Origin of the sequence: Microbacterium sp. zg-B96 (assembly GCF_030246865.1) — a bacterium.
Classification (GTDB): domain Bacteria; phylum Actinomycetota; class Actinomycetes; order Actinomycetales; family Microbacteriaceae; genus Microbacterium.
On record NZ_CP126738.1, the window covers coordinates 2768768 to 2781066 of the forward strand.

At 70.1% G+C, this 12299-nt stretch carries 13 protein-coding genes and 1 pseudogene; 8 read left to right on the top strand and 6 right to left on the bottom strand.

Features of this window, described 5'->3' with window-relative positions; translation table 11 throughout:
- The first annotated feature begins 87 nt into the window (after positions 1 to 87).
- Together QNO11_RS13135 and QNO11_RS13140 are read left to right on the top strand one after the other, a co-directional pair.
- A complete protein-coding gene (locus QNO11_RS13135; protein WP_257508721.1) occupies positions 88 to 1047 on the top strand; it encodes a DNA-3-methyladenine glycosylase family protein in 960 nt (319 codons plus the stop codon).
- 17 nt (positions 1048 to 1064) lie between these two features.
- On the top strand, positions 1065 to 1289 hold the full coding sequence (locus QNO11_RS13140) for a hypothetical protein (RefSeq protein WP_257507844.1): 225 nt from the start codon (positions 1065 to 1067) through the stop codon (positions 1287 to 1289).
- On the opposite strand, the gene QNO11_RS13145 is transcribed toward QNO11_RS13140, so the two are convergent.
- From QNO11_RS13145 to QNO11_RS13160, 4 genes are read right to left on the bottom strand one after another with little or no spacing between them, the layout of a single operon-like run.
- On the bottom strand, positions 1290 to 2048 hold the full coding sequence (locus QNO11_RS13145; protein WP_257507843.1) for an iron ABC transporter ATP-binding protein: 759 nt from the start codon (positions 2046 to 2048) through the stop codon (positions 1290 to 1292).
- On the bottom strand, positions 2045 to 3073 hold the full coding sequence (locus QNO11_RS13150) for an iron chelate uptake ABC transporter family permease subunit (protein ID WP_257507842.1): 1029 nt from the start codon (positions 3071 to 3073) through the stop codon (positions 2045 to 2047). The genes QNO11_RS13145 and QNO11_RS13150 overlap by 4 nt, the downstream gene beginning before the upstream one ends.
- Positions 3063 to 4079: an ABC transporter permease gene (locus QNO11_RS13155; RefSeq protein WP_257507841.1), complete on the bottom strand. Its 1017-nt coding sequence runs from the start codon at positions 4077 to 4079 to the stop codon at positions 3063 to 3065. Before QNO11_RS13155 ends, QNO11_RS13150 begins: the two co-directional genes overlap by 11 nt.
- 29 nt (positions 4080 to 4108) lie before the next feature.
- Positions 4109 to 5128: a siderophore ABC transporter substrate-binding protein gene (locus QNO11_RS13160; protein ID WP_257507840.1), complete on the bottom strand. Its 1020-nt coding sequence runs from the start codon at positions 5126 to 5128 to the stop codon at positions 4109 to 4111.
- A 131-nt stretch (positions 5129 to 5259) separates the two neighbouring features.
- Here QNO11_RS13160 and QNO11_RS13165 point away from each other — a divergent pair, with 131 nt between their 5' ends.
- Positions 5260 to 6045 carry a siderophore-interacting protein gene (locus QNO11_RS13165; RefSeq protein ID WP_257507839.1) on the top strand — a complete coding sequence of 262 codons (786 nt, stop codon included), beginning with the start codon at positions 5260 to 5262 and terminating at the stop codon, positions 6043 to 6045.
- A 5-nt stretch (positions 6046 to 6050) separates the two neighbouring features.
- Here QNO11_RS13165 and QNO11_RS13170 read toward each other — a convergent pair whose 3' ends face one another.
- A complete protein-coding gene (locus QNO11_RS13170; protein ID WP_257507838.1) occupies positions 6051 to 6905 on the bottom strand; it encodes an aggregation-promoting factor C-terminal-like domain-containing protein in 855 nt (284 codons plus the stop codon).
- 264 nt (positions 6906 to 7169) lie between these two features.
- On the opposite strand from QNO11_RS13170, the gene QNO11_RS13175 reads away from it, so the two are divergent.
- Both QNO11_RS13175 and QNO11_RS13180 read left to right on the top strand, forming a co-directional pair.
- Positions 7170 to 7589, top strand: coding sequence for a VOC family protein (locus tag QNO11_RS13175; RefSeq protein WP_257507837.1), 420 nt, complete (start codon positions 7170 to 7172; stop codon positions 7587 to 7589).
- Positions 7586 to 8341 carry an SDR family oxidoreductase gene (locus tag QNO11_RS13180; RefSeq protein ID WP_257507836.1) on the top strand — a complete coding sequence of 252 codons (756 nt, stop codon included), beginning with the start codon at positions 7586 to 7588 and terminating at the stop codon, positions 8339 to 8341. The genes QNO11_RS13175 and QNO11_RS13180 overlap by 4 nt, the downstream gene beginning before the upstream one ends.
- 10 nt (positions 8342 to 8351) lie before the next feature.
- Here the strand turns inward: QNO11_RS13180 and QNO11_RS13185 are convergent.
- Positions 8352 to 9181: pseudogene (locus QNO11_RS13185) on the bottom strand (aldo/keto reductase).
- Between the two features lie 102 nt (positions 9182 to 9283).
- On the opposite strand from QNO11_RS13185, the gene QNO11_RS13190 reads away from it, so the two are divergent.
- The 3 genes from QNO11_RS13190 to QNO11_RS13200 are packed head-to-tail and all read left to right on the top strand — an operon-like array spanning position 9284 to position 12077.
- On the top strand, positions 9284 to 10558 hold the full coding sequence (locus QNO11_RS13190; RefSeq protein WP_257507835.1) for a sensor histidine kinase: 1275 nt from the start codon (positions 9284 to 9286) through the stop codon (positions 10556 to 10558).
- Positions 10546 to 11223: a response regulator transcription factor gene (locus QNO11_RS13195; protein WP_257507834.1), complete on the top strand. Its 678-nt coding sequence runs from the start codon at positions 10546 to 10548 to the stop codon at positions 11221 to 11223. Before QNO11_RS13190 ends, QNO11_RS13195 begins: the two co-directional genes overlap by 13 nt.
- A complete protein-coding gene (locus QNO11_RS13200; RefSeq protein ID WP_257507833.1) occupies positions 11220 to 12077 on the top strand; it encodes a DUF4097 family beta strand repeat-containing protein in 858 nt (285 codons plus the stop codon). The genes QNO11_RS13195 and QNO11_RS13200 overlap by 4 nt, the downstream gene beginning before the upstream one ends.
- Positions 12078 to 12299: the final 222 nt, after the last annotated feature.

Genomic DNA, 12299 nt, shown 5'->3' on the forward strand with positions numbered 1-12299 from the left:
ACGCGACAGGCGCGCGGCACCCACCCAGCCGGATGTCGGCGGGGTGCGCGTAGGGTCGACGACATGAGGACGGCACAAGCGGGACGGATGCCACGCGCAACCCTCCCCGCCGCGCCCGCCACTCACGCGCACCCGCGTCCACTGGAGACCGAGTACCGGCCGCGGGTCGCCCTCGATGCGGCGCGCGCGATCCGCTACCAGCGCCACGGCGCCAGCGATCCCACGTTCACCGTCGACGGCCGCGTGCTGTGGCGCGCGAGCCGCACTCCCGACGGCGTCGCGACGCTCGCGATCCGCGTTGACCGCGACCGCGTCCGCGCCGCCGCGTGGGGGCCCGGCGCCGAGTGGGCGCTGCACCAGCTTCCCGCCCTGTGCGGCGCGTTCGACGATCCCGACGGATTCGACGCGTCGCGGCATCCACTCATCGCCGACGCCCACCGCCGCCACCCCGACCTGCGCATCGGCCGCACCGACCTCGTCTTCGACGCGCTCGCCAGCGCGATCGTAGAGCAGAAGGTCACGGTCATGCAGGCGTTCGGCGCCTGGCGCTCACTGGTCACCTGGTTCGGGGAGCGGGCGCCCGGCCCCACCCCGAAGCCCATGTTCGCGCCGCCGACGATCGACGGCTGGCGGCATATTCCGAGCTGGGCGTGGCACCGCGCCGGTCTGGAACCGCCGCAGGCTCGCACCATTGTCGAGACGGCCCGGCGCGGCGAATCCGTCGTGGCCGCCGCGACGGCGGCATCCACCGGCGAAGACGTCGACCGCGTGCTGATGAGCCTGCGCGGGGTGGGGATCTGGACCTCCGCCGAAACGCGCATCCGCGCCTTCGGCGACCGCGACGCCGTCAGCGTGGGCGATTACCACGTCGCCCACGAGGTGGGTTTCGCGCTCACCGGGCACCGGGTGGACGACGACGGGATGCTGGAATTGCTCGAGCCCTGGGCCGGTCACCGGCAGCGGGTCATCCGGCTCATCGGCGTCAGCGGGGTGCGCGAGCCGCGCCGCGGGCCGCGACTGCATCCCGAGGACCACCGCGACCGGTGACCTCGTAGGCTGGCACCATGACGGATTCCCGCTCGGGCTGGCCCCGCGGCCGCGTCGGCTGGATCGGCGGCACGGCACTGCTGCTGGCGCTCGGCGTGCTGTTCGGCATGATCATGGGCAACGTCTGGCTCGGCCTGGTACTGGCCGGCGCGGTCTCGGTGGGCTGGCTCATCGCCTATGAATCCTGGCGCGGCCACAACACCGGCATCTACGACCGCGACGACGACGGCGCGCAACTCTAGTCAGGCGTAGTACAGCGCGACCGGCCGGCCGTCGATCTCACGCACGTCCACGGGGGTCTCGTAGACCTCGGCGAGCACCTCGGGGCGCATGATCTCGGCCACCGGGGCGTCGGCGATGACCCGGCCCTCGCGCATCGCGACGATGCGGTCGGAGTAGGTCGCGGCGAAATTGATGTCGTGCAGCACGACGATGACCACCTTGCCCAATTCGTCGGCCATGCGCCGCACGAGCTTCATGATCTCGCCCATGTGCCGCACGTCGAGGTTGTTCAGCGGTTCGTCCAGCAGCACGTACTTGGTGTCCTGCGCCAGCACCATCGCGATGAACGCGCGCTGGCGCTGCCCACCGGAGAGTTCGTCGAGAAAACGGTCGCGGAACGCGTCGAGATCCAGATACGCGATCGCGCGGTCGATCTGTTCGCGGTCCACGGCGGTCAGCCGTCCCCGCGAATGCGGGAAGCGCCCGAACTCCACGAGGTCTTGAACCGTCAGCCGCGCGGCGATGTGGTTGTCCTGTCGCAGCACCGCGAGGGTCTTGGCGAGGTCTGCGGATGCCGCCTTGCGCACGTCCGTGCCGTCGATGGTGACCGTGCCCTCGTCGGCACGGATGAGGCGCCCGACCAGGCTGAACAGCGTCGACTTGCCGGCGCCGTTGGGTCCGATCAGCGCGGTCACCCCCGACTCCCCGAGCGTGATGGAGACGTCGTCGAGCACGGTGTGCCCGTTGTAGCGCTTGGTGACGCCTTCGAGCGCGATCATCGCGCCCCCTTTCGCAGCACGAGATAGAGGAAGAACAGTCCGCCGGCGAACTCGATGACCATCGACAGGCTCCCACCGAACCCGAACAGCCGCTCCAGCAGCAGCTGGCCGCCGAGGAGGAACACCACGCCCAGGAGCGCGGCGGTCGGCAGCGTCCAGCGATGCCGGAAGGTGCCGGCGTACGAGTAGGCGAGGTTGGCGACGATGAGTCCGAAGAACAGGATCGGCCCGACCAGGGCGGTGGATGCCGCGACCATCACCGACACGATCGCGAACAGCGCCATGATGACGCGGCGGTGATTCACCCCGAGCCCCACCGCGGTCGGCTCCCCGAGGGTGAGCACGTCGAGGGTGCGCAGCAGCGGCTGGATGGCCAGGCATGCCAGCACCACGAGGATGCCGGTGAGCAGCAGCAACGTCTCGTCCGGGCGGGTCAGCGAGGCGAAAGCGGTGTCGGTGAGCACCTGGAAGTCGAGGGGATCCAGCATCCGCTGCATCCACTCGGTGAGACTGCGGAAGAAGGTACCCAGCACGATGCCGACCAGCAGCATCAGGTGGATGGAGCGCCGCTTGCCGCCGAAGAGCCACGTGAACAGGAACACGCTGAAGGCCACCATGACCGACACCTGCAGCAGCCACAGGGTCACCGGATCGGCGCGGAGGAACGCTGTCGAGCCGAGGAAGAACACGATGACGGTGGAGATGAGCATGTAGAACGCGTCGAAGCCCATGATCGACGGCGTCAGGATGCGGTTCTGCGTGATCGTGTGGAACACCACCGTCGACACGCCGACGGCGACGGCGACCACGACCATGGCGATCACGCTCAGACCGCGGATCTTCAGCGCATAGCTGAGCGACCCGGGTACGGCGGTGAACAGGTATACCGCGACGAGGACGGCCACGACGGCTACGAGCAGCCCCAGACGCACCCCGGGACGAGCCCAGAGCGCGGCCAGGCGGGAGCGGCCAGTGGCGGCGGCGGCGACGGGCGGCGGCGGCGCGGCGGTGATGTCAGTGCGCACGGCTCCCCTTCCGCAGCAGGAGCCACAGGAACAGTCCCGCACCCACGATGCCGACGATGACCGACAGCGGGATCTCATAGGGGAACCGCACGGTGCGGGCGACGATGTCGCACGCCAGCACGAAGACCGCGCCGAGCCCCGCGACCCAAGGGATCGCCCGGCGCACGTTGTCGCCGATGATGAGGCTCACGATGTTGGGGACGACCAGGCCCAGGAACGGGATCATGCCCGCGGTGACCAGCACTGCGGCCGTGATCACGGCGACGACGACCATGCCGATGGCGACGACCCGGCGGTAGTTCAGCCCCAGGTTCGTGGCGAACTCCTCGCCCATGCCGATGACGCTGAACCGGTCAGCGGCCACCCAGGCGACCAGCACCATGATCCCGGCGATCCAGACGTATTCGTAGCGACCGGCCATGATCGTGGCGAAGCTCCCCTGTGACCACTGCGACAGCGACTGCAGCAGGTCGAGCCGGTACGCGAAGAACGCCGTCACGGCGCCGACGATGCCGCCCAGCATGATGCCGACCAGCGGCACCAGCACCAGCTGGCGCACCGGGACGGCGCGCACGACCCGAAGGAACACCCACGTGCCGACCAGGCCGAACGCCGCGGCGACGCCCATCTTGCCCATCACCGCCATGCCCGGCCACAGCACGATCGCCACGAGCATGCCGAGGGTGGCGAACTCGGTGACACCGGTCGTCCCCGGCTCGACGAACTTGTTGCGCACGAGCATCTGCAGGATGAGTCCGGCGATGCCCAGCGACGCGCCGACGAGCAGCACCGCGATGGTGCGCGGCAGACGGCTGGCGGCCAGCAGGAACGCGGCGGTGCTGTCGGCGCCGCCCTCGAGCAGTGCCGCAGGCGAGACGTCGGAGACGCCGATGAACAGGCTCGCGGCGCCGAGAACGACCAGGGACACACCGATGAGCACCCCCACCCACGTCCGCCGGGGGCGGGTGGGGGTGGGGGTGCTCGTCGCGACGACTGTGGCAGTCACCTCAGTGCGGGATCTCAGGCGTCAGACGCTTATTCGGCGATCTGCAGGACGTCCTCGATCATGATGCGGGTGGTGTCGATCCCGCCGAAGACGATGTACCAGGCGGTGGGGTCGAGGTAGACGATCTGGTCTTCCTGGAACGCCGTGGTCTGCTTCACGATGTCGTTGTCCAGGACGGCCGCAGCCGCCTGCGCGTTCTCCTCGCCGGTGGCCGCATCGCGGTCGACGACCCACAGGAAGTCGGGGTTGTGCTCGAGCAGGAACTCGAACGAGACCGGCTCGCCGTGGGTGGCCGCTTCGACGTCCTCGACGACCGGCTCGACGCCGAACACGTCGTAGATCAGTCCGCCACGCGCGTTGCGTCCGGTTGCGGCGTCGCCCGCGGGGGCCATGGCGCTGAGCCGGCCGCCCGAGATCATGAGGCCCAGGCCCGTGCCGGCGTCAGCGGTGACGGTCTTCGCGTCTTCGATGCCCGCCTCGAGTTCGGCGAGTGCCTCCGCTGCGGCATCCTCGGCGCCGAGAACCTCACCGAGGAACGTGGTGTTGCGCTCGAGGGTGTCCAGGAACGTGCCGCTGATGCTCAGGTCGACCGTCGGGGCGATTTCGCTCAGGTCCTCGAACAGCGCCGTCGAGCGGCCGCCGATGATGATGAGGTCGGGCTGCTGCGCCTCGATCGCGACGAGGTCGGCTTCGAAGAGCGTGCCGGCGTTGAAAGCGTCCTCGGCGAGGTAGCCCTGCAGGTAGTCGGGGACCGACTCCAGCGGCGCACCGGCGATCTCGCCGCCGAGAGCACCGATCGTGTCGAGGCTCGCCATGTCGAACACGACGATGGACTCGGGGTTCTTCGGCACCTCGACGGTGGTCTCTTCGTAGTTGGGCTCCTCGTCCTCACCGGCGAGGTTGCGGTCCCAAGTGAACTCGACCGTGCTGGACTCGCTCGCCTCCGGGGCGTCGGCTTCGGCCTCTGCGGAGTCGGTCGCGCAGCCGGTCAGGGCGGCGGCGGTCACGAGGGCGATGGACGCCGCGATCAGTGGGCGAGTCGTGCGCATGGCAAGTCATCTCCTGGGGGCAGGCATCGGAACGGCGCATCGACCGATGGCGCGTCCGACGTCAACGTCGATATGGTGGATCGACCGGCGATCCCGATCGACCGGCCTGAGGATAGGCTAGCCTAACCTTCATGAGCTCGACGACCATTCCGGCATCCTTCCGCCTCGAGCGTCGTCCGCTCGACCTGCGTTTCCGCATGACCCGCCTCGCCGCGCGGCAGTGGCTCACGCCGGGCTACGTGCGGGTGCGGCTCGTAGGTGAGGACCTGCGCGGCTTCGACTCGCTGGGTGCGGACGACCACATCCGGGTGTTCTTCCCCGACTCCGCGCCGGAGACCGTGGAGCAGCTGCGCGCGGCGCCGAGCCGCGAGTACACCCCGCTCGGCTGGGATGCCGAAGCGGGCTGGCTCGATCTGGAGTTCGCCATCCACGGCCGCGGTGTCGCAGCGTCCTGGGCGGCGACCGCCGAACTCGGCGCAGTCGCAGGCGTCGGCGGTCCCCGTGGATCGATGATCATCACGGGCCGCCCGGACGGCTGGCTGCTGGCAGGCGACGAGACCGCCGTGCCCGCGATGCGCCGATACGCGCGCTCGATGGATGCCGCTTCGGTCGGCCGCATCATCGTCGAGGTCGCCGACGCCGACCACGAGCTGCCGATCGATGCGCCGGCCGGGGTGATCGTGGAGCAGTTGCACCGCGGGACGGATGCCGCCGGCGTCGCGCTCGCGCGCCGACTGAATGCCCTCACCCCCGCGAACCGCCCCGACGGGGACGTGTTCGCGTTCGTCGCGGCGGAGCAGGCGATCGTCAAGCCGGCCCGCGCCCTGCTGCAGGAGCGATGGGCGCTGCCGACCGACGCGTTCGTGACGAAGGGCTACTGGAAGCGCGGCGAAAGCGAGTACCACGCGCCGCACTGAGCGACTCAATACCAGTCGGTCGCCTGCGAGTGGGCCCACGCGGCGCACGGGGTGCCGTACGCCCGGGCGATGTAATCCAGCCCCCACCGGATCTGGGTCGTGGCGTTGGTCTGCCAATCAGGACCGGCGGCGGCCATCTTGTGGCCGGGGAGCGACTGCGGGATGCCGGTGGCGCCACTGGAGGGGTTGACCGCCTGGTAGTTCCAGTCGGACTCCTTCTGCCACAGCGAATCCAGGCACTGGAACTGGTCGCTCCCCCAGCCGTACTGGGTCGCAGCCAGGTGCGATGCCGTCGCCTTCGCGCCTTCGACGGTGTTGCCGGCGGCAAGCGCCGCGGCGGCGGCTTCCGCCTCGGCCTGCGCCTGCGCGGCGGCTGCGGCGGCGGCCTCCTCGGCGGCCTTCTGCGCCTTCGCCTCGTCGAGCCGGGTGCGTAGTTCGGCCACCCGGGCGTTGACCGACTCGGTCTGCTCCGCGGTGTCTTCCACGACATCGGGGATCGGCAGGATCGGCATGATGTGGACGTCTTCCAGCCGCTCCACCGCCTCGCGCAGATTCGTCGTGTCGACTTCGGTGCTTTCGACACCGAGGTCCAGCCCCGATTCGGCGATTTCGGTGGTGAGGGACTCGGCGCCGGCCAGCGCGGCGTGGGCGGCATCCGCCGTCGCCTCGGCCTCGGCGGTGACCTCCCGCAACGTCGTCGCCCCGGGCCTATCCACCGCCGACGGCAGCACGACGGCGGCCGCCGCCGCTCCCGTGGCGACCAGCACGCTCGTCGCGACACCCGTGGCGATGCTGGCCGAGACGGCCAGACGCCGGCGTGAGCGGCGACGGCGTTCGGCGCGCAGGACGCGCCGGGACATGACGGACTGAAGAATTGGATGCATGGTGAACGTGCTTCCTTCACAGGACGAGCGCCGGCACGGCGGCGCGGCGTCTTCGGGCAAGACGCGGTAGCCCACTGTGCAAGGCCAGGCTGGGCAGAGACTGCGGTCTTGCTCACTTACTCATCCGCGGCACCAGGGAAAGCGCCGCGACGACGGTATGCATCACCTCCGAGCGCCGTGGTTGAATACAGGACACCGCCGGGGAACCGGCATCCATGACCTCAACGGAGAGGGAACAACATGCTGACGCTGAACCCGTACCTGTCCTTCAAGGACCAGGCCCGCCCGGCGATGGAGTTCTATCGCACCGTGTTCGGCGGTGAACTGAGCATCGACACGTTCGGCTCGGCGGGAGGCAGCGAGAATCCCGACGACGCCGACCTGGTGATGCACGCGCAACTGGAGACCCCGCAGGGCTTCACGCTCATGGCATCCGACACCCCCAGCGGCATGCCGTATGCCCCCACCTCGGGCTTCTCGGTGTCGATCAGCGGCGACGACGAGCCGGCGGAGCGCAGAATGTGGGACGCCCTCGGCGAAGAAGGCGCCGTCACCATGGCGCTGGAGCCGGCACCGTGGGGCGGGCTTTTCGGCATGCTCACCGACCGGTTCGGCATCGCCTGGATGGTCTCCGTCGACGCCGGGGACCGCGGCCAGTGAGAATCGTCGTCGCCGGGGGCACCGGTCTGGCTGGCCGCAGGGTCGTGGCGACCGCCCGCGAGCGCGGGCATGACGTGGTCGCCCTCTCCCGCAGCAGCGGGACGGATGCCGCCAGCGGGGCGGGACTGCGCGATGCGCTCACGAACGCCGATGTCGTCGTCGACACCCTCAACGTCGCGACGCTGAACGCGCGCGAGTCCGAAGAGTTCTTCCGCGCGACGACCGCCAACCTGCTGGCGGCCGAGGGCGACGTCGGCGTGGCACATCACGTGGCCCTGTCGATCGTCAACTGCGACCGCGCTCCGTACGGCTACTACACCGGCAAGGTCGCGCAGGAATCGCTCGTGACGCAGGGCGAGGTGCCGTGGACGATCCTGCGCGTGACGCAGTTCCACGATTTCGCGGCGCAGATGTTCACCCAGGCCCGGGTCGGCCCGCTGCGCTTCGCCCCGCGGATGCGCACGCAGCCGGTGGCGATCGGCGAAGTCGCCGCGCGCCTGGTAGACCTCGCCGAGGCAGCGCCGGCCGGCCGGGCCACCGATCTCGCCGGCCCCCGCGAGGAGTCGCTGGCGGCGATGGTCCGCGCCTACGCGCGGGCAACCGGCCGGGGCGGATGGATCCCGGCCGTGCCGCTGCCGGGGCGCTACGGCCGAGCGCAGCGTGACGGCACGATGCTCCCCGGACCGGACGCCGATCGCGGCACCGGCACGTTCGGCCAGTGGCTCGCGACGCTGAGCGGATGCCGCGCGTAGCGGCATCCGCTCACATCTCTTCGTGCGTCTCGGGATCCGCGCCCCACAGCCGGCCGCGCTCGAGCGCGCTGATCGCGGCGACCTCGGCATCGGTCAGGGTGAAGCCGAACACGTCGGCGTTCTCCCGCTGCCGGTCGGGATCGGCAGACTTCGGGATGGGAGTCGACCCCAGCTGGGTGTGCCACCGCAGCACGACCTGCGTCGGGGTCACGCCGTGCGCGGCTGCCGCCTCGGCCAGCACCGGCTCGGTGAGCAACTCGCTGCGCCGCGCCAGCGGGCTCCAGCTCTCGGTGCGGATGCCGCGGGCGGAATGGAATTCGCGCAGCGCCGCCTGCGGGAAGTACGGGTGCAGCTCGACCTGGTTCACGGCGGGCGTGATGCCGGTCTCGTCGATGAGGCGGGTGAGCATCGCCTCGGTGAAGTTGGATACCCCGATCGAGCGCACCGTGCCGCGCTCGCGCAGCTCGATCATGGCGCGCCAGGTGTCGACGTACTTGTCGACCGAGGGGTTCGGCCAGTGGATGAGGTACAGGTCGATGCGCTCCAGCCCCATCCGCTCCAGCGAGCCGGCCGCGCTGGCGATCGTCTCGTCGTAGCCGTGGTGGCGGCCGGGAGCTTCGTGGTGACGATCAGTTCATCGCGGATGCCGCTGCGGCGCACCGCCTCGCCGACCTCGGCTTCGTTCGTGTAGTTGACCGCCGAATCCAGCAGCCGGTACCCGCCGGTGATCGCCGCGGTGATCGCGTCGACGCCCTCCGCACCACGCAGGTTGTAGGTGCCGAGCCCGAGCTCGGGAAAGTCCGTGCCGTCATTGAGAGTGACCGTGGGAATGGTGACCATGGGGGCAACGCTACGCGCCGACGGCTGCGCTCGGGATAACCCGAAGGAAAGACTCCGGATGCCGGGGCGGTGGCGCACCCAGCCGAGTCCTACGTTTGAGCCATGACCACTTCCCCCGCCCCCGCCGTACCGGCCGCGACAGCGCCGCGCAACAAGGCGCTGCGCGTTCTCGGTGCCCTGGCGCAACTGGCCGCGATGGCCGTCGCCGGGACCGTGCTGTTCTCGATCCTCGCCGTGCTGCTGAGCCTCGGACTGAGCCTGCTGCTCGTCCTCGGCATCGGCGCCCTCTTCCTCATCGCCTTCATCTACGTGCTCTATTTCACCGGGTGGCTGGAGTACGGGCGCGCGGACGGCCTCTACGACTACGGCCTGCCGTCGCTGCGCACCCGGCGGATGCCCAGCCCGGGCTTCGGCGGCTGGCTGCGCATGCTCTGGCAGCAGTTCATCGACGGCCCGATGTGGCGGGGCGTCGCCAGCGCGGCGATCGCGACGGTACTCGGCTCGGTCGTGCTGTGGCTGGTCGGAACACTGGCAGCCGGCATCGCGCTGCTGTTCTCCCCGCTGTACAGCGGGGAATCCGTGCGCCTGCCCTGGTTGAGCGTGACCACCGCGACCGGCTGGGCCGTCGTCGCCGGCGTCGTCGCGATCATCGTCAGCGCTGCGCTGCTGGTGGGCATCGCCGTCCTCGACGGCGTGCTGACCCGGGCGATCCTCGTCCCCTCAGAGGAGGCGATGCTGGCCGAACGCGCACGCACCTCCGACGTGCAGCGTGCCGGGGCCGTGCGTGCCAGCGAGGTGGAGCGCACCCGCATCGAACGCGACCTGCACGACGGCGTCCAGCCTCGGCTGGTCTCGGTGGGGATGACGCTGGGATTGGCGCAGCAGAAGATCGATTCCGATCCGGATGCCGCTCGCGAACTCATCACCGAGGCGCACACGTCCACCAAGGCAGCGATCACCGAACTGCGCCAACTGGCGCGCGGCATCCACGCCTCTGTGCTGGACGATCGCGGGCTCGATGCCGCACTGTCGGCTCTCGCCGCCCGGTCGCACGTACCCGTGCACCTGGACATCCGGGTCGACGGACGGTGCACCCGAGAGGCGGAGGCGGCGGTCTACTTCGCCATCGCCGAATCCCTGACCAACGCCGCCAAACACTCTCGTGCCAGCGACTGCCGCGTGACCGTGCGCAACCGCGAAGACGGCACCCTCTGGGCCCGCGTCGAAGACAACGGCACCGGCGGCGCCCGGGTGCTGCCCGGCGGCGGACTCGACGGCATCTTCAACCGCATCGTCGCCGCCCGCGGCACCGTCCGGCTGGACAGCCCCGTCGGCGGCCCGACCTCCCTGGAGGTGAGCGTGCCATGCGCATCCTGATCTGCGAGGACTCCGCGCTGCTGCGCGCGGGACTGGTGCGACTGCTGGAGGACGCGGGCCACACCGTGGTCGCTGCGATCCCGGACGCCCACGACCTCGACGCCGTCGTGGCCGACACGGCACCGGACCTGTGCATCCTCGATGTGCGACTGCCGCCGACATTCACCGACGAGGGCATCCGCGCCGCGCTCACGCTGCGCGCAGCCAACCCGCACCTGCCGGTGCTGGTGCTGAGCCAGTACGTCGAGGAGCGGTACGCGTCCGAACTCATCGCCGGCGGCGGCGGTGCGCTCGGCTACCTGCTGAAGGACCGCGTGGCCGACGTCACCGAGTTCGTCGAGACGGTCGCCCAGATCGGCGCCGGCGGCACGGTATTCGACCCCGAGGTCGTGTCCCAGCTGCTGATGCGTCGCACCCGCGACGAACGAATGGCCCGCCTGACCGATCGCGAACGCACCGTGCTGGCGCTCATCGCGGAAGGCAAGTCCAACCAGGCCATCGCCCGCACGCTGCACGTCAGCGAGGCGAGCGTCGAGAAGTACATCACCTCCCTCTTCCAGAAACTCGACCTCGAGCAAGACGAAGCAGGAAACCGGCGGGTGCTCGCCGCGCTCGTTCATCTCGAGTACGGCGGCGAACTGCCGCAGACAGGAGCATCACGATGAGCACCACACTGATTCCGCCGACTGCCCCCCAGCAGCCGGCGCAGCCCCCCGCCTCCGGGGGCTCCGGCGGCGGAGCATCCAAGGTCGTCGCGATCCTCGCGATCGCCGTCGGGGCCGTGCTGCTGCTCGGCGCCCTCGGCTGGGGCGCCGTGCGCGCCATCGCCAGCACGGCGACCGGGTCGACCGAGCGGTACGCCGCCGACGTCAGCGGAGTGGACAACCTCGACGTCGACGTGTCTGCGGCGGCGGTCACGGTGCGCTTCACCGACACCACCGAGGCCACCCTCGAGGTGGTCGGCGGCTGGGGTGCCGACGACTGGACCTTCGAGCGAAGCAACGAAACGCTGGTGCTGCGCTCGCCCGACCGACTCTTCGGCTGGTGGTTCGGCAACACCGAGCGGGTGACCGTGGAACTGCCCGAGTCGCTGCAGGGCGAGAGCTTGGATGCCGGATTCACGTTGTCGGCGGGTTCACTCGCCGTCGACGGGGAGTTCGGCGAGCTAGACCTGGAGATGAGCGCCGGAGACCTCGACCTGGCCGGGTCGGCCCAGGATGTGTCGGCGCAGGTCAGCGCCGGTACCGCCGTGGTCGAACTGGCAGGTGTGCAGGCGGCGGACCTCAGGGTCAGCGCCGGGGATCTGAACGCCCTCTTCAGCGGCACCGCACCCGAAGACGTCCGCATCGACGTCAGCGCAGGCTCGTTCGACCTGACCCTCCCCGACGACGTCTACCACGTCGACTCCGAGGTGTCGGCTGGCGACCTGGACAACCGTCTCGACACCGCCTCGGACGCGACGAACGTCGTGACGGTCACGGTGTCGGCCGGTAACGTCAGCCTGCGCGCCGCTCGCTGACCCGACGCGCTCCTCCCCCGCGCGACACGCCACGTGCGCGGGAGGAGTTGGCGCCGTTACCGTGCCGTTATACATTCGGAGCGTCGCAGTTCCTTCTCTGAACTGCTTCGGTGTGACATCTCTGGTGCAAGGGATCAGGGCCGGTCGGATCTTTCCGCCCGGCCCTCCGTCATGCGCGTTGTCACGGCCACCCGCGTGGACGCTCCCGTCCTACGGGGCTAG